Origin of the sequence: Cellulomonas sp. APG4 (assembly GCF_009996735.1) — a bacterium.
Classification (GTDB): domain Bacteria; phylum Actinomycetota; class Actinomycetes; order Actinomycetales; family Cellulomonadaceae; genus Actinotalea.
Genome location: NZ_JAACYI010000001.1, coordinates 333,508 through 349,402, shown reverse-complemented (window position 1 = coordinate 349,402; position 15,895 = coordinate 333,508). Strand labels below are relative to the sequence as shown.

The window sequence follows — 15,895 nt, the reverse complement described above, 5'->3', positions numbered from 1 at the left end:
ACCGCCGGACAATGGCTGACGAGGACGCACGGTCGGTGGCACGGCGCGCGCCTGCCGAGCGGCCTGGCCCGGGCCTGGCCACCGCGGGCGCCGTCGGTGGCGCCGCGACGCTGGTCGCGGTGCCGTGGCCGACGCTCGGCGGCCCGGTGCTCGCGCTGGTGCTGGGTGTGGTGCTGCGCGAGGTGCTGGTGCGCCGGGGCGGTGGCGTGACGCACGTCGTCCCGGGAGCGCGCGTCGCGTCCAAGGTGGTGCTCCAGGCCGCCGTCGTCCTGCTCGGGCTCGGGCTGTCTCTCGCGCAGGTCGCCGCCACGGGGCGGGAGTCCTTCCCGGTGCTCGTCGGAACCCTCGCGGTGGCGCTCGTCGGCGGTGCGGTCCTGGGCCGGGCGCTCGGCCTCGACCACCAGGTGCGCACCCTCGTCGGCGTCGGCACGGGCATCTGCGGGGCGTCGGCGATCGCGACGACGAGTGCGGTGATCGGTGCGTCCGAGATAGCCGTCGCGACCGCCCTGACGACGATCTTCGTGTTCAACGCCCTCGGGGCGCTGCTCTTCCCCGTGATCGGCTCGTGGCTCGGTCTCTCGCAGGAGGCCTTCGGGCTGTGGGCGGGCACGGCCATCAACGACACCTCGTCGGTCGTGGCCGCCGGCACGGCCTACGGAGCGACGGCGCTGGGCGTGGCCGTGGTGGTCAAGCTCACCCGGACGCTCGCGATCGTGCCGATCGCGATCGGGCTCGCCGTCGGGGAGCGGCGCAGGATGCGGGCCGTGGACGACGAGGGGACGCGAGAGGTGCGCTGGTGGCGGCTCGTGCCGCCGTTCCTCGTGCTCTTCCTCGTCGCGACCGCGGTGAACAGCACGGGTGTGGTGCCCGGGTCCTGGCAGTCGCCGATCGCCTGGCTCGCGCGTCTGCTCACCGCCGTCGCGATGGCGGGCGTGGGGCTGCTCACCCCGGTCGAGGGCCTGCGTCGCGCGGGCTGGCGTCCGCTCGCGCTCGGCGGTCTCCTGGCCCTGGCCGTCGCGGGCAGCAGCCTCGCCCTCCAGGCCGCCACCGGTCTGCTCTGATCCGGCGGCGGACCGGGAGGGGCTGCGCTCAGCCCTTGAGCGCGGGGATCACCTCACGCTCGAAGAGCTCGATGCTCGAGCGGTCGTACGCGGCGTCGACGAAGTACGTGATCGCGTAGGTCATGCCGAGACCCTCGAGGTGGCGCAGCTTCTCGACCACCTGCTCGGGCGTGCCGACCAGCGGGCCCTCGCGGAACTGCCGCGCCGTCTCCTCGGCCTTGGCCGGGCTCACGACCCCGCGGTAGTGCTCGGCGATCCACGCGAGCTTCGCGTCGACGTCCGCCTGCGTGCTCCCGATCACCACGTTGTAGTTGGCCGAGCGTGTGATCTCGCCGAAGTCGCGCCCGAGGTCACGGCAGTGCCCCTCGAGCACCGAGGACTTGTGCGCGAAGCCCTCGGGGCTGCCGTCGAAGTTCGTGTACCGGGCGTACTGCGCTGCGATGCGCAGGGTCTTCTTCTCGCCGCCGCCGGCGATCCAGAACGGGATGCCGCCCGGCTGCAGCGGCCGGGGGTGCACGCGCGCGCCGTCGACCTGGTAGAACCGGCCGTCGAGCGTCGCCTCGCCGGTCTCCCAGGCCTGCTTCATGATCTGCACACCCTCGTCGAGCGCCCGCAGGCGGTCACCGGCGCTCGGGAAGCCGTAGCCGTACGCGAGCCACTCGTGCTCGTACCAGCCCGCCCCGATGCCCATCTCGACCCGGCCGCCGCTGATGAGGTCCGTGGTCGCGGCGACCTTCGCGAGGTAGGCCGGGTTGCGGTACGCCATGCACGTGCACATCTGGCCGAGCCGGACGCGCGAGGTCGAGGCGGCGAAGGCGGCCATGAGGGTCCACGCCTCGTGGGTCGCGTCGTCGGTGGGCTCGGGCACGGTGTGGAAGTGGTCGTAGACCCACACCGACTCCCACGCGTCGCCGGTGTCGGCGTGCTCCGCGAGCGAACGCATGGTCGCCCAGTGCTGCGAGGGGTCGATGCCGGCGAGGTCCATCCGCCAGCCCTGCGGGATGAAGAGTCCGAAGCGCATGGCCGCCAACCTAGTGCGTCGTGCGCGGGTCGGCCCGCGCGGGACGTGACGGGCTGCGACGTGCCGTGACGGGCCCCGCGTGCCCCGCCGCGGCAGGATGGTCCCGTGATCGAGAGCTACGACGCCGCCGCCGTCCGCGCCGCCGAGGAGCCGCTGCTCGCCCGCGAGCGCGGGTTCACGGGCGGCCTCATGCACACCGCGGCGACCGCGCTCGCCCGCGCCGCTGCCGAGGAGGTGCGCACCGTGCGGGGCCGCGTCGTCGGAGGCGCCGTGGTGGGGCTGGTGGGCCCGGGCAGCAACGGGGGGGACGCGCTGCACGCCCTCGCCCTCCTCGCGCGGCGCGGCGTGCGCCCCACGGCGGTGCTGACGTCGGCCGCGGTGCACCACGGTGGCCTGGCGGCCCTGCGCGCGGCGGGGGGCCGGGTGCTCACGGTCGACGACGGCGCGCCGGGGGAGCCGGTGTGGCTGGGCCACGCGGTCGCGGAGGCCTTCGCGGCGGACGTGGTGCTCGACGGGCTGCTGGGGATCGGAGGGCGCGGCGGTCTGCGAGGACCCGCGGCGGAGATCGTCGCGCTGCTCGAGGACCTCTGCCGGACAGCCGACGACGCGGGCGCGCGCGGCCGCCCCGCGCGCGGGCTCAGGCCCGCCGTGCTGGCCGTGGACCTGCCGAGCGGGGTCGGTGTGGACGACGGCACGGTCGCCGGCCCCGTGCTGACGGCCGACCGCACGGTGACGTTCGGCGTGCGGAAGTCGGCGCTCCTGCTGCCGCCCGCGGCGCACCGGACCGGCCGCGTCGAGGTGGTGGACCTCGGCCTGACCGAGGTGCTGGCCGACCTCGACGTCGCGCCGGCGGTGCGCCGGCTCGCCGGCCCCGACGTCGCCACCCTGTGGCCACGACCCGGTGCGACGTCGCACAAGTACGCCCGCGGCGTCGTCGGCGTGGTCGCGGGTTCGGCGGCCTACCCGGGGGCCGCGGTGCTCGCCGTCGCGGGGGCGCAGCGTGCGGGCTGCGGCATGGTGCGCTACGTCGGGCCGCAGACGGTCGCAGGCGCGGTCGTCGCGGCCCACCCCGAGGTGGTCGCCGGCCAGGACACGGACGTGCACGTGCAGGCGTGGGTGGTGGGCCCCGGTGTCGCCGAGGACGACGACACGCAGCGCGAGAGGGTTGCGCACGTGCTCGCCGCGGCGCGGGCGACCGCCACACCCGTGGTGGTCGACGCGGGTGCGCTCGCCCTGCTCCCCGAACGGGTGGGCCCCGAGGTGGTGCTCACGCCGCACGCCGGTGAGCTCGCGGCACTGCTCACGCGCGCGGGCCTCGACGTGGCGCGCGAGCAGGTCGAGGCCGAGCCGCTGCGCTGGGCGACCGAGGCGCACCGCCGGACCGGCGCGACCGTCCTGCTCAAGGGGGCGGTGACGCTCGTCGTCGGCGCCGAGGTGCTGAGCCAGGCCGACGCGTCGCCCTGGCTCGCGACCGCGGGGGCGGGCGACGTGCTCGCGGGGGTGCTCGGGGCGGTGCTCGCGGGCACGGCGGCGCAGGCGGGATGGTCCGACGACGGGACGACGGACGCGCACGAGCGCGCCGTCCTGGTCGCACGGTGCGCGGCGGCCGCGGCACTCGTCCACGGGCGTGCGGCGGCCACGGACCGCCCGGTCACGGCGGGCGACGTCGCCCTTGCGCTGCCCGGTGTGCTCGCGGAGCTGCTCGGATGAGCCCTGCCGACGCGCAGGGCCCGCGCGACCGGTCCCTCCCCGTCGGCGCCCCGACGGTGACCGTGCCCGACGACGTCCTCGCCCGGGCGCGTGCGCTCGCGGGCGGGCCCCGTCGGCTGCTCGGCGTCGCCGGACCGCCCGGCGCAGGCAAGTCGACGTTCGCCGCCGCGCTGGTGGCCGCGCTCGGCGGTCGGGCCGTCACGGTGCCGATGGACGGCTTCCACCTCCCGGGCGCCGAGCTCGAGCGGTGCGGCCTCGCCGACCGCAAGGGTGCGCCAGAGACCTTCGACGCCGAGGGCCTCCTCGCGCTGCTGGGCCGCCTGCGGGAGCCCCGCGGCGCGACCGTGCGCGCGCCGGCCTTCGACCGCGAGGCCGAGGAGCCCGTCCCGGACGCCGTCGTGGTCGAGCCCGACGTACCGCTCGTCGTGCTCGAGGGGAACTACCTGCTCCACGACGACGGGGCGTGGGCGCGCGTGCGGCCGCTGCTCGACGAGTGCTGGTACGTGGCCGCCGACGACGACACACGGGTCGAGCGGCTCGTGGCGCGGCACGTCGCCTTCGGGCGCACCCCGGCCGCGGCCCGCGCCTGGGTGCTGCGCTCCGACGAGGCGAACGCGCGCCTGGTCGCGCGGGGCCGGGCCCGCGCCGACCTCGTCGTCCGGGCGTGACGCGGGCCACGACCGCGGGTCGGGTGCCCCGGCGCCCCGCCGGTTTGGGAGACTCGACCCCGTGAGCAGCTACCCCGCGCGTGCCGTCGTCGACCTGGCGGCGATCCGCGCCAACACCGCAGCCCTGCTCGACCACGCGGGCGGTGCGGACGTGATGGCGGTCGTCAAGGCCGACGGCTACGGGCACGGCCTGGTGCCGGTGGCGCACGCCGCGCTCGCGGGTGGCGCCCGCTGGCTCGGCGTCGCCCAGGCCGACGAGGCCCTCGCGCTGCGGGCGGCCGGGGTCGACGCCCGGGTGCTCAGCTGGCTGCACACGCCCTCGACCCCGTTCGCGGCCCTCGTCGACGCCGACGTGGACGTCTCCGTCGCCGCCGACTGGGCGCTGCGCGGTGTGCTCGAGGGTGCGCGCGCGAGCGGCCGCACGGCGCGCGTGCACGTCAAGGTCGACACGGGGCTCGGGCGCAACGGGGTGGTGCCGGAGGGCCTCGAGCCGCTGCTGCGCGACGCGCTCGCGGCCGAGGCCGAGGGCGCGTGCCGCGTGGTCGGTCTGTGGTCGCACCTCGCGTGGGCCGACGCGCCCGACCACCCGACCGTGCGGCGCCAGGCCGAGGTGTTCGACGACGCCGTCCGCCTCGCCGAGCGGCTCGGGGCGCGCCTCGAGGTGCGCCACCTGGCCAACTCGGCCGCGACGCTCACCGACGCGGCGATGCGCTACGACCTGGTGCGCCCGGGCATCGCCGTCTACGGGCTCTCACCCGTGCCGCAGGTGGGCGGCCCCGCGGACTTCGGCCTGACGCCCGCGATGCGCCTCGAGGCCGACCTCGCGCTGACCAAGGAGGTGCCCGCGGGTCACGGCGTCTCGTACGCGCACGCCTACACGACGCCGACCCGCACCGTGCTGGGCCTGGTGCCGGTGGGCTACGCCGACGGCATCCCGCGGCACGCGTCGGGCTCCGAGGGACGCACGGGCGCGCCCGTGCAGGTGGCCGGGCGCAGGCTCGGCATCGCCGGACGCGTCTGCATGGACCAGTTCGTCGTGGACCTCGGCCCGGGTGCGCGCGAGGTCGCGGGCGACGCCGTCGTGCTGTTCGGCTCGGGCGCCGACGGCAGCCCCACCGCGCAGGACTGGGCGGACGCGGCGGGGACGATCTCGTACGAGATCGTGACGCGGCTCGGGGCGCGCGTGCCCCGCACGTACGTGGGAGGTGAGCGGTGAACGACGTCGTCGTGCAGGTCGCGGATGCCGAGGCGGCCCGCGCCCTGGGACGGGCGCTCGCGGGCGTGCTGTGCGCGGGAGACCTCGTGGTGCTCACGGGTCCGCTGGGCGCCGGGAAGACCACGCTCACCCAGGGGCTGGGGGAGGGGCTCGGCGTGCGCGGCCAGGTCGCGTCGCCCACCTTCATCATCGCGCGCGTGCACCCGTCGCTGGTGGGCGGACCCGCGCTCGTGCACGTCGACGCGTACCGGCTGGGCTCGCTCGAGGAGCTCGACGCCCTGGACCTCGACGAGTCCCTCGAGGACTCGGTGACCGTGGTCGAGTGGGGAGAGGGGCTCGCCGAGGTGCTGTCGGAGGACAGGCTCGAGGTCACGATCGCGCGTCCGCACGGTGCGCAGGGCGGCGACGTGGACCCGCTCGAGGCCGACGCCGGTCCGCGCGACGTCACGGTGCGGGCCGTCGGCGCGCGGTGGGCCGGCCTGGACCTCGCCAGCGCGCTCGCCCCGGTGCTGGGAGGATGACCGCGTGCCCGTCCTGAGCATCGACACGTCCGGAGAGATCGCCGTCGCCGTCGTGGACCCTCGGGGCCCGAGGGTGCTCGCGGAACGACGCTCGCCCGAGCGTCGCCACGCCGAGCTCCTCGCCCCGCTGGTGGTCGAGGTGCTCGGCGAGGCCGCGGTGGCGCGCAGCGACCTCGAGGCCGTGGTGGTCGGCACCGGCCCGGCCCCGTTCACCGGCCTGCGGGCCGGCCTGGTGACGGCGCGCACGCTCGCGCTCGCGCTCGCGGTGCCCGTGCACGGGGTGCCGAGCCTCGACGCGCTCGGCGCGGCGGCGCTGGCCGCGCACCCCGACGCGAGAGAGGTCCTCGTCCTCTCCGACGCGCGCCGCCGTGAGCTCTACGCCGCGCGCTACCGGCGGGTCGACGGCGCCACGCGTGACGCGATCACCGTCGTCGCCGGACCCCTGGTCGACCGTCCGGACGCCCTCGTGCAGGCGGGGCTCGCGGACGGCGCCGTCGTCGTAGGCCCGGGAGCGCCCCTCTACGCGGACGTCCTCGGTGTCGAGCCCCGCGAGCCGGCGCACGTGGACCTGGGTGTGCTCGCGGCGCTCGCCCGGGCGCGCACCGAGCGTGGCGAGGCGACCCCCACCGAGCCCCTGTACCTGCGGCGCCCCGACGTCGCGCCGTCGGCCGCGCGCAAGCGCGTCACGGGGTGAGCGCACCGCGCGTGCGCGAGCTCGGGCCCGGCGACGCGACCAGGCTCGCGGCGCTCGAGCGCGAGCTGTTCGGCCCCTCGGCGTGGTCGGCCGCGATGGTGCGCGAGGAGATCGGCGGCCCAGGACGCTGGTACGTCGGGATCGACGCGGAGCCGGACGCGCGGGCCCCGGCGGGTCTCGTGCCCTCGTCGGACGTCGTCGCGTACGCGGGCTCGTGGTTCGACGGGGAGGTCACGCAGGTGATGACGCTCGCCGTCGCGGGCGCGGCGCAGCGCCGTGGGTACGGCCGTGTGCTGCTCGCGGCGCTCGTCGACCGTGCCCGCGCCGACGGGGCGAGCGCGGTGCTGCTCGAGGTGCGCGTCGACAACGAGCCGGCCATCGCGCTCTACCGCGAGGCCGGGTTCGAGGTGCTCGGCCGGCGGCGACGCTACTACCAGCCCGAGGACGTCGACGCCTTCACCATGCGCCTGGAGCTCGACGGCCGGACCCCGCCGACGCCCTAGGCTGGGCCCATGCGTGACGCCGCCCTGGTCCTGGGCATCGAGACCTCGTGCGACGAGACGGGGGTGGCACTCGCTCGCGTCCACGACGACCGCACCGAGCTGCTGGTCGACGCCGTCGCCTCGTCGGTCGACGAGCACGCGAGGTTCGGCGGGATCATCCCCGAGATCGCCTCGCGCGCCCACCTCGAGGCGATGGTGCCCACCGTCCAGCGGGCGCTCGCCGAGGCCGACGTCGACCTGGGGCAGGTCGGGACCGTCGCGGTGACGGCCGGCCCGGGCCTCGTCGGCCCGCTCACGGTCGGGACCTCGGCCGCCAAGGCTCTCGCGCTCGCGCTCGACGTGCCGCTGCTCGGCGTCAACCACGTGATCGGCCACGCCGTGGTCGACGAGGTGGTGCACGGGCTCTTCCCCGAGCGGGTCATGGCGCTCGTCGTCTCGGGCGGGCACTCGTCGCTGCTGCTGGTCGACGACGCCGTGCACGGCGTGACCGAGCTCGGGTCGACCCTCGACGACGCGGCCGGTGAGGCGTTCGACAAGGTGGGGCGGCTGCTCGGCCTGCCGTACCCCGGGGGTCCGCACATCGACCGGCTCGCGCGTGCCGGCGACCCGCGTGCCATCCGGTTCCCGCGCGGCCTCACGGCGCCCAAGGACCAGGAGAAGCACGCCTACGACTTCTCGTTCTCCGGGCTCAAGACGGCGGTGGCCCGCTGGGTCGAGGCGCGTCAGGACGCGGGCGAGGAGATCCCCCTCGAGGACGTCGCGGCCTCGTTCGCGGACGCCGTCGCCGACGTGCTGACGGCGAAGACCATCGCGGCGTGCCGGAGGCACGACGTCGGCACGCTCGTGATCGGTGGCGGGTTCAGCGCGAACTCCCAGCTGCGCGAGATGGCGACGCAGCGGTGCGCCGAGGCCGGGATCGACGTGCGCATCCCGCCGATCCGCTACTGCACGGACAACGGCGCGATGATCGCCGCCCTTGGCGCCGCCGCTGTGCGGCGTGGTGTGCCGGCGTCCCCCCTCGACCTCGCGGTCGACTCGTCCATGCCGCTCACCCAGGTGGTGCTCTGACGGCTCAGAACGCGCGCCACAGGCGTGAGCCGAGCGCGAAGGACACCACGGCGACTCCCGCGTAGAGCGTGAGCCACCCCCACGAGCCGCTGCTCTGCACCGAGATCTCGTCGTCGGTGTGGGTGAGCACGACCTCGCCGCCGAGCGGGTGGAGCGTCACCGAGCCGCCGCCGAGGGCCTCGAGGGTGTCGAGGCTGCCGAACGCGTAGGCGAACGTGAGATAGGCGACGACGCCGACGGCGACGCCCGCGACCACCGTTCCCGCGGTCCACCGGGGGAGCTTGCGGCCGAGCTCCGCCGTGTAGCGCTCGGCGAGCGTGCGCGGGTGACCGAGATCGGCGAGGGCCTGCCGCATGCCGACCTCGGCCGCGGCGGGGGCGAGCTCCGCACGAAGGTCCGCGCGGATGCGGCGGAACTCGCGGCGCGGGTAGTCCTGCATCGCCCAGTCGAGGCGCGCGAGGTACCACTCGCGGCGCAGCCGGTCCGCCAGGGCCGGGGCGGCCGTGGGTGCGTCGTCGACGGGGGTGCGGGTCATGACTGCTCCTGGGTGGTGGTGGACGACGTGTCGGGCGCCGCGGCGGGACCCGTGGGTAGGCGGTCGAGCACGCCGGCGACGGTCGCGGCGAGCTCGGACCAGGCGCGGCGGGACCGGTCGAGGCGCGCGCCGCCCGCCGTCGTCGGTAGGTAGTACTTGCGCGCCGGGCCGGTGGTGGAGGCGACGAGGCGGGACGTGATCTGCCCCTCGCGCTCGAGGCGCGTGAGGACGGGGTAGACGCTGCCCGCCGAGATGTCGACCAGCCCGGCCGACTCCAGCCGCGTCACGAGCTCGTACCCGTACGACTCGCGCTCGGTCAGCAGCGCGAGGACGAGCATGGGGAGCACGCCCTTGAGCAGCTGCGGGTCGCGCGGGTCGTCGGTCACGCGATCAGGCTAGGCCCACTACTTGGCTATGGCAAGTACCGGGTGATGCCAGGTCGGGTGCTCCGGGTTCTCGTTCATCCACCCGCCGGTGGATGTGGAGCGTTCCCGGGTGCGACACGCCGGTGGAGCCCCCGCGATCGCTCCACACGGGTCGGGAACGCTCCACTCGGGTCGGGAACGCTCCACACGGGTCGGGAACGCTCCACTCGGGTCGGGAACGCTCCACACGGGTCGGGAACGCTCCACTCGGGTCGGGAATGCTCCCGGGCAGCGTGGGTCGACGGCGACCGGAGGGGTCAGAGGGGCTTCCCCGCGCGCATCTCGGCGACGAGGGAGGCGACGACGGCGTCGAGCTCGCCGCCGTTGCGGCGGGCCACGGCGCGCTGCCGCTGGTAGGAGGCGCCCTTGCGCAGGATCGTGCGCACGCCGTCGAGCTCGGCCGCGCAGCCGAGGCGCTCGGCCGTGGGCTCGAGCTCGGCCAGCAGCTTCTCGGTCGAGTCCGTCACGAGCTCCTCGTTGCCGGCCGCGTCGAGGATGACGATCGCGTCCATGCCGTAGCGGGCCGAGCGCCACTTGTTCTCCTGCGCGAACCACGGCTGCAGGCGCGGTAGCTCCTTGCCCTCGTCGAGCATCGTCGAGAAGTGCTCGACCAGGCAGTGGATCAGTGCCGCGAAGGCCGACACCTCGGCGAGGTTCGACGCGCCGTCGCAGATGCGCATCTCGAGGGTGCCCAGCCGCGGGGACGGCCGCAGGTCCCACCGGATCTCGTCGAACTGGTCGATCACGCCGGTGTGGATCATGTCCGCCGTGTACGCCTCGAGCTGCGACCAGCTGTCGAACTGGAACGGCAGCCCCGCGGTCGGCAGCTGCTGGAACATGAGTGCGCGGTTGGACGCGTACCCCGTGTCCTTGCCGCCCCAGAACGGCGACGAGGCCGAGAGCGACTGCAGGTGCGGGAAGTAGGTGAGCACCGCCTGGAGGATGGGCAGCACCTTCGCGCGGTCCTCGATCCCCACGTGCACGTGCACGCCGTAGATCAGCATCTGCCGTCCCCACCACTGGGTGCGGTCGATGAGCGTCGCGTACCGCTGCTTGTCGGTGACCTTCTGGTGGGTCCACCGCGCGAACGGGTGGGTCCCGGCGCACATGAGCTCGACCCGCAGCGGGTCGGTGACGGCCCGCAGCTCGGCGATGCTGCGCTCGAGGTCGGCCGCCGCCTCGCCCACGCTGCGGCACACGCCCGTGACGATCTCGACCGTGTTGAGCAGCAGCTCCTGCTTGATGCTCGGGTGCTCGCCGCCGTCGGCCGGCGCGACCGCGTCGAGGACCGTCTGGGCGACCTGGCGCAGGTCGCCGCTGTCCGCGTCGACCAGCGCGAGCTCCCACTCGATGCCGATCGTGGACCGCTCGGACGCCGCGAACGGGATCTGCATCAGACCGGCTCCGCGACGATCACGTGCTGGGCGCCGGAGATGCGGGTGAGCACGATCGTCGCCTCCTGGTCACCGCGCAGGTCGAGCTGCTTGCGCAGCTGCTCGGGCGCGACGGCGGTGCCGCGCTTCTTGATCGTGAGACGCCCGACCTCGCGCTCACGCAACGCGGTGCGCAGTCGCTTGAGCCCGAAGGGCAGCACGTCGAGCACGCGATAGGTGGTGGCGAGGTCGGTGTCGACCAGGGTGTCCGCGGTCACGTACGCAATCGTGCGGTCCAGCAGGCGTCCGCGCACCTCCTGCGCGACTAGGCCCACGAGACCCGCGCGGATCACGGCGCCGTCGGGCTCGTGCAGGTACGCCCCGACGGGGCCCACCTCGGGTGCGGGGACCTCGCCGTCGGGTGCGCGTACCGCGGTCGCCGCCGAGCCCCTCAGCACCAGGGCGCTGCGGCCCGGTCCCTCGGGTGCGAGCGGTCCGAACCACAGACCGGCCTCGACGACCGAGCCGTCGACGCTCACCCACTGCGCCTCGGCGTCCGCGGGCACGGCGGTGTGCGGGATCGCGGGGCCCACCTTGACGCCCAGGGCCGGCACGGACGATCGCAGCCCGAGCACGTCGTCGAGCGGGGGTGCGTACGCGGCCGGGTCGTGGCGCCGCCGTCCCGAGGCGGTGCGGCGTGCCGGGTCCGCGAAGACCCCGTCGACGCCCTCGGCGGCGAGGTCGAGAGCGAGCCCGTCGCCGTGCCGCACCTCGCTCTCCGGGAAGTGGCGCAGGTTGACGGTCGCGACCGCGGCCGTGAGCTCGTCGACGTCGGTCGCGAGCACGCGCAGACCGAGAGCCGACATCGCCATGGCGTCACCGCCGATCCCGCACGTGAGGTCGGCCACGCGGGTGCAGCCCGCCTGGGCGTACCGCCGAGCGTGGCGGGCGCCGACCGTGAGCCGCGTGGCCTGCTCGAGCCCTGCCTGGGTGAACAGCATGCCGTCGGCGAAGTCGTCGGACTTCTCGCGTCCTCGAGCGCGGAGCCGCGACTGCGTGAGAGCCGCGGCCACGAGCACCGGGTCCACCCCCTCGCGGTGGAGACGCTCCGACAGCGTCATCGCCATGCGCTCGTCGTAGGGCGGGAGGGCGTTGAGCAGGGCCCACCCCTGAGGGCTCAAGAGCTGGGTCAGGGCTTCCGGGTCCACCCCGTGATCCTTCCACGCGCGCGGCCGCCACGACGAGGCGACCGGTCGCGCCCGGGCGGTGGCGGCGCTGCTGCTCCCGGTGTGCGCGCCTGGCGCGGACGCGTTGGCACTCATGTTGACCGAGTGCTAACCGCGGCCTAGATTCAGTCCTGGCACTCCTCCCCGGAGGGTGCCAGCACGGCCGCACGGCAGGATCGACCGGCACCCGCGACGACGGGCGGTCCGGGCCCGTGGCCGCTCATCGTCCGTTCCCACGACTGCGAAGGGGAGGTCCGCTGTGTCGGTCTCCATCAAGCCGCTCGAGGACCGGGTCGTCGTCCGCACGCTCGAGGCGGAGCAGACGACGGCCTCCGGTCTGGTCATCCCGGACACCGCGAAGGAGAAGCCCCAGGAGGGCGAGGTCCTCGCGGTGGGTCCCGGCCGCGTCGACGACAAGGGCAACCGCGTCCCGATCGACGTCGCCGTGGGTGACAAGGTCATCTACAGCAAGTACGGCGGCACCGAGGTCAAGTACGCCGGCGAGGAGTACCTCATCCTCTCGGCGCGCGACATCCTGGCGGTCGTCCAGGGCTGAACCTCAGCGCCGACCGACGCCCCGCTCCTCCGCACCGGAGGGCGGGGCGTCGTCGTGCACGGGGGCGGGCTCGTGCGCGAGGGCCTTGCGCAGCTCGGCGACCTCCCGGGCGAGCTCGGCCACCTGGGCGCGGGTCGCGGTCTGCTCCGCCTCGCCCTCCTCGGCGACCCTGTCCACGAGCCAGGACGCCAGGGTCGCGGTGACCGTGCCCAGGAGGGCGATGCCCGCGAGCATGAGCGCGACGGCGACGGCTCTGCCGGTCGTGGTGACGGGGTAGGTGTCGCCGTACCCGACCGTCGTCATCGTCGTCACGGCCCACCAGAAGCCGTCGCCCAAGTTCTGGATGGGGCTGCCGACGGCGGCGCGCTCGGCGTCGGTGACGGCGAGGGCGGCGGCCGTGAGCAGGAGGGCGGTACCGACGGTCACGTAGAGCACCACCCGACCGCGAAGGCCGTGGACGCCCGCCCGGTTGAGGACGGACAGGACGGCGAGGACGCGCAGCAGCCGGAGCGGCCGCAGGAGCGGCAGGACGAGCACCGCGAGATCCACCAGGTTCCGCCTGGCGAAGGCCCGGCGGTCGGGGGCCAGCGCCAGCCGGACGGCGTAGTCGACCCAGAAGGCGGCCCAGGTCACGCCGACGACGGCCTGCGCCGTGCGCTGCACGGCGTCCGGGGCGTCGGGAGCCGCGATGGGTACGGCATAGGCGACGAGGAAGGCGAGGGCGGCGCCGACGAGCGGGAGCTCCGTCCGCTGCTGCCACCGGTCGAGTCGGCTCATCAGGTCGTCCCCCTCGTGGGCCAGGGACGCGACGAGGCCCCCGCCCTCGGGCGGGGGCCTCGTGCGGTGCGTGGGTGGGCCGGGTCAGCTCGCCTTGCGCAGGCGCTGGGCGAGGGTGGCGGCGCGCTCCTCCTCGGACATGCCGCCCCAGACCCCGTAGGGCTCACGGACGGCGAGGGAGTGCTCACGGCACTGCTGGAGGACCGGGCAGGTGGCGCACACGGCCTTGGCGGCCTCGGCGCGGCGACGGCGGGCCGAGCCGCGCTCGCCCTCGGGGTGGAAGAAGAGCGTGGGGTCGGCCTCGCGGCACTTGCCCTCGTACTGCCACTCCCACAGGTCCATCACCGGTCCGGGCAGGCGCGAGATCTCCGTCATGGGTCCTCCTTGGTCGAGCTGGCGGATCCGGCGGGATCCGGCGGTGGCCGGTGGCCGGTGCAATGCGACCAACCTAGAAGCGCGCCAGAAGTTGGTCAAGCCCCTTCTTCAAACTTCTTCGAGATGCGGGATCGAACGGTGCAGGGGCGCGCCAGAGTTGTCCGGATTGTGCAACGATCACGACGCAGGGGCGCTGAGCATGGTGTGGCGCGCTGGCGGAGCGCGCCAAGGCCTGGGCACAATCGCTTCATGGCCACGCCCCCACACCCCCGGGCGCGCGGACGACGTCCGGCAGCCCCGGAGCGCGCTGCGCCCGACGAGCGCGGCACCCCCGCGGACCAGGACGGCACGGAGATGACGAGCCAGGCGCACGAACCGGAGCCCACGGCGACGCAGACCGCGGGCCCCTCGCTGACCGTCGCGGCCGTCGCACGCCGGCTCGGGGTCGCGCCGGCGACGCTGCGCACGTGGGACCGGCGGTACGGACTCGGCCCGTCGGAGCACCTGGCGGGCTCCCACCGTCGCTACTCGGCGGCGGACGTGTCGCGCCTGCTCGTGATGCGCAGGCTCACGCTCGAGGGCGTCGCACCGGCCGAGGCGGCGCGGAGCGCACTGAGCGCCGCCGAGCCGAGCGCCGACGTGCTCGGCGCTCCCGCGGCAGGTGCCGAGGTCATCGACGCGTTCGCGGACGCCGTGCCGATGGCGGCGGACCCGCCCGCGCTGGTCGCGGCCGCGGCGCAGTTCGACAACGCCGCCGTGCGGTGGATGCTCGCTCGCGTCCATCCCCGTGACGTGCTGGCCTGGTGGACGGACCTGGTCCAGCCCGCGCTCGAGGCGCTCGACAAGCGCGCCGCTCTCGAGTCACCCGGTGAGCACGCGGCGCCGGCCCTCGTCGCCGCGGCGTTCTCGGAGCTGCGCAGCCGTGCCGCGGTGTCCGCTGCACGGGGCGGTGGCGCGGAGCGCGGCGAGGCCGGTCAGGCCGATCAGCGCCCCGTCGTGCTCGCGGTGCCGACCGGGCGCTCGTCCGACCTCCTCGTGCACGTCCTCGCGACCGCGATGCAGGAGAACGGCGTGCGGGCCAAGGTCCTCTCCGGGCCGCGCACGCGTGCGGTCGCGACGGCCGTGGACCGCGTGCGGCCTGCGGCGGTCCTCGTGCACGTCGCGGCCGACGGCGGCGCCGCTGATCTCGAGGCGGGGCAGACCGTCCAGGCCGTGGTCGACACCGCTCCTGAGATCCCGGTGTTCCTGCACCGCGAGGGCGTCGGGCAGGTGGAGCTCCCGGCGAACGTCCACCGCGTGCGCACGCTCACGGGCGCGCTCCACGAGATCGTGGCCGTCGTCGGCTGAGGCGGCGTGCGGGGTGCGCTCCGCGCCGTGATCGACGCCGGTGGCGGACCGTCCGCAGGTTCTCACCCGACCGCAGCGCTAACGTCCGGGGCCCAGGTGGCCGATGAGGAACGTGCACGGCAGGGAGCGCGTGCAGGCGCGGGCTTCGGTCCGCCCCGGACCGAAGGAGACCGATGACCGGCGTCGTCGTGTGCCATGGCACCTCGTCGGTGCGCGAGCGCATCGTCGCGGCCGCGCACGGTGTGCCGGCGCTGCTGCCGGCGCGCGGCGCGGCCACGGCCGAGGAGCTCGTGGCCCTCGCCCGGCGCTCGGCCCCCGGGATCGTGCTGCTCGACGCTCACCTGCCCGGGGCGGGGCCGATCGAGGCCATCCGCCGCATGCGCATGCTCGGCGTCAACCCCGTGGTGATCATGCTCGCCGTGCCCGGTGACGAGATCACGCTCGACCGTGCCGTGGCGCTCGGCGCCCGCGGGTACCTCGCGCCCGACGTCGACCGCAGCGAGCTCGCGGCCGTCGCGGCCCACGCGCTCGTCGCCACGGGAGTGCCCCAGCAGAACGGCTCACCCGCCGGGGAGCGCCCGCGCACACCCGTCGCCGTGCCACCGCGCCCCGACCAGCCCACGGTCGAGCTCACCAAGCGTGAGCTCGAGGTGCTGGCCGGGATGAGCCACGGGCGTTCCAACGCCCAGATCGGCGCCGAGCTGTTCCTGTCGGAGGACACCGTCAAGACCCACGCCCGGCGGCTGTTCCGCAAGCTCGGGGCGGCCGACCGCGCGCAGGCCGTCGCGATCGGGCTGCGCCGCGGCCTGATCACCTGAC

Annotated in this window: 18 protein-coding genes; 11 read left to right on the top strand and 7 right to left on the bottom strand. The window is 75.3% G+C overall.

Annotated features, from left to right (window positions below):
- The first annotated feature begins 11 nt into the window (after positions 1 to 11).
- Positions 12 to 1,061 carry a YeiH family protein gene (locus tag GXB85_RS01570; RefSeq protein WP_161915859.1) on the top strand — a complete coding sequence of 350 codons (1,050 nt, stop codon included), beginning with the start codon at positions 12 to 14 and terminating at the stop codon, positions 1,059 to 1,061.
- A gap of 28 nt (positions 1,062 to 1,089) precedes the next feature.
- Here GXB85_RS01570 and GXB85_RS01565 read toward each other — a convergent pair whose 3' ends face one another.
- The gene (locus GXB85_RS01565; RefSeq protein WP_161915858.1) at positions 1,090 to 2,082 is read right to left on the bottom strand and encodes an LLM class F420-dependent oxidoreductase; all 993 of its coding nucleotides are present in this window, start codon (positions 2,080 to 2,082) and stop codon (positions 1,090 to 1,092) included.
- A gap of 105 nt (positions 2,083 to 2,187) precedes the next feature.
- Between GXB85_RS01565 and GXB85_RS01560 the strand changes: the two genes are divergently transcribed.
- The 7 genes from GXB85_RS01560 to tsaD all read left to right on the top strand — a co-directional run bounded on the left by GXB85_RS01560 (position 2,188) and on the right by tsaD (position 8,462).
- Complete coding sequence (locus GXB85_RS01560) at positions 2,188 to 3,792, top strand: bifunctional ADP-dependent NAD(P)H-hydrate dehydratase/NAD(P)H-hydrate epimerase (protein WP_161915857.1); 1,605 nt, start codon at positions 2,188 to 2,190, stop codon at positions 3,790 to 3,792.
- Positions 3,789 to 4,460: a nucleoside/nucleotide kinase family protein gene (locus tag GXB85_RS01555; protein WP_161915856.1), complete on the top strand. Its 672-nt coding sequence runs from the start codon at positions 3,789 to 3,791 to the stop codon at positions 4,458 to 4,460. The genes GXB85_RS01560 and GXB85_RS01555 overlap by 4 nt, the downstream gene beginning before the upstream one ends.
- A gap of 61 nt (positions 4,461 to 4,521) precedes the next feature.
- Positions 4,522 to 5,676 carry an alanine racemase gene (gene alr, locus GXB85_RS01550; RefSeq protein ID WP_161915855.1) on the top strand — a complete coding sequence of 385 codons (1,155 nt, stop codon included), beginning with the start codon at positions 4,522 to 4,524 and terminating at the stop codon, positions 5,674 to 5,676.
- Entirely contained in the window at positions 5,673 to 6,197 is a 525-nt protein-coding gene (tsaE, locus tag GXB85_RS01545; protein WP_161915854.1) for a tRNA (adenosine(37)-N6)-threonylcarbamoyltransferase complex ATPase subunit type 1 TsaE, read from the top strand. Before alr ends, tsaE begins: the two co-directional genes overlap by 4 nt.
- A gap of 4 nt (positions 6,198 to 6,201) precedes the next feature.
- A complete protein-coding gene (gene tsaB, locus GXB85_RS01540; RefSeq protein WP_161915853.1) occupies positions 6,202 to 6,891 on the top strand; it encodes a tRNA (adenosine(37)-N6)-threonylcarbamoyltransferase complex dimerization subunit type 1 TsaB in 690 nt (229 codons plus the stop codon).
- Positions 6,888 to 7,394, top strand: a complete 507-nt coding sequence (gene rimI / locus GXB85_RS01535) for a ribosomal protein S18-alanine N-acetyltransferase (RefSeq protein WP_370523935.1) — start codon at positions 6,888 to 6,890, stop codon at positions 7,392 to 7,394. Before tsaB ends, rimI begins: the two co-directional genes overlap by 4 nt.
- Positions 7,395 to 7,403: 9 nt before the next feature.
- Positions 7,404 to 8,462 (top strand): tRNA (adenosine(37)-N6)-threonylcarbamoyltransferase complex transferase subunit TsaD, encoded by a 1,059-nt coding sequence (gene tsaD, locus GXB85_RS01530; RefSeq protein ID WP_161915852.1) that lies wholly within the window; start codon positions 7,404 to 7,406, stop codon positions 8,460 to 8,462.
- Between the two features lie 4 nt (positions 8,463 to 8,466).
- Here tsaD and GXB85_RS01525 read toward each other — a convergent pair whose 3' ends face one another.
- From GXB85_RS01525 to GXB85_RS01510, 4 genes are all read right to left on the bottom strand, one after another.
- Positions 8,467 to 8,997 carry a hypothetical protein gene (locus GXB85_RS01525; RefSeq protein ID WP_161915851.1) on the bottom strand — a complete coding sequence of 177 codons (531 nt, stop codon included), beginning with the start codon at positions 8,995 to 8,997 and terminating at the stop codon, positions 8,467 to 8,469.
- Positions 8,994 to 9,383: a PadR family transcriptional regulator gene (locus GXB85_RS01520; RefSeq protein WP_370523934.1), complete on the bottom strand. Its 390-nt coding sequence runs from the start codon at positions 9,381 to 9,383 to the stop codon at positions 8,994 to 8,996. Before GXB85_RS01520 ends, GXB85_RS01525 begins: the two co-directional genes overlap by 4 nt.
- Before the next feature lie 296 nt (positions 9,384 to 9,679).
- Positions 9,680 to 10,816 (bottom strand): glutamate--cysteine ligase, encoded by a 1,137-nt coding sequence (locus GXB85_RS01515; RefSeq protein WP_161915850.1) that lies wholly within the window; start codon positions 10,814 to 10,816, stop codon positions 9,680 to 9,682.
- Positions 10,816 to 12,003 (bottom strand): SAM-dependent methyltransferase, encoded by a 1,188-nt coding sequence (locus tag GXB85_RS01510; RefSeq protein WP_161915849.1) that lies wholly within the window; start codon positions 12,001 to 12,003, stop codon positions 10,816 to 10,818. Before GXB85_RS01510 ends, GXB85_RS01515 begins: the two co-directional genes overlap by 1 nt.
- A 277-nt stretch (positions 12,004 to 12,280) precedes the next feature.
- On the opposite strand from GXB85_RS01510, the gene groES reads away from it, so the two are divergent.
- Positions 12,281 to 12,577, top strand: coding sequence for a co-chaperone GroES (gene groES, locus GXB85_RS01505; RefSeq protein ID WP_161915848.1), 297 nt, complete (start codon positions 12,281 to 12,283; stop codon positions 12,575 to 12,577).
- Between the two features lie 3 nt (positions 12,578 to 12,580).
- Here the strand turns inward: groES and GXB85_RS01500 are convergent, their stop codons facing one another.
- Entirely contained in the window at positions 12,581 to 13,354 is a 774-nt protein-coding gene (locus GXB85_RS01500; protein ID WP_161915847.1) for a potassium channel family protein, read from the bottom strand.
- Between the two features lie 84 nt (positions 13,355 to 13,438).
- Positions 13,439 to 13,729 carry a WhiB family transcriptional regulator gene (locus GXB85_RS01495; RefSeq protein ID WP_161915846.1) on the bottom strand — a complete coding sequence of 97 codons (291 nt, stop codon included), beginning with the start codon at positions 13,727 to 13,729 and terminating at the stop codon, positions 13,439 to 13,441.
- 249 nt (positions 13,730 to 13,978) lie between these two features.
- On the opposite strand from GXB85_RS01495, the gene GXB85_RS01490 reads away from it, so the two are divergent.
- Positions 13,979 to 15,076: a MerR family transcriptional regulator gene (locus GXB85_RS01490; protein ID WP_237727854.1), complete on the top strand. Its 1,098-nt coding sequence runs from the start codon at positions 13,979 to 13,981 to the stop codon at positions 15,074 to 15,076.
- A 173-nt stretch (positions 15,077 to 15,249) separates the two neighbouring features.
- The gene (locus GXB85_RS01485; protein ID WP_161915845.1) at positions 15,250 to 15,894 is read left to right on the top strand and encodes a LuxR C-terminal-related transcriptional regulator; all 645 of its coding nucleotides are present in this window, start codon (positions 15,250 to 15,252) and stop codon (positions 15,892 to 15,894) included.
- Position 15,895: the final 1 nt, after the last annotated feature.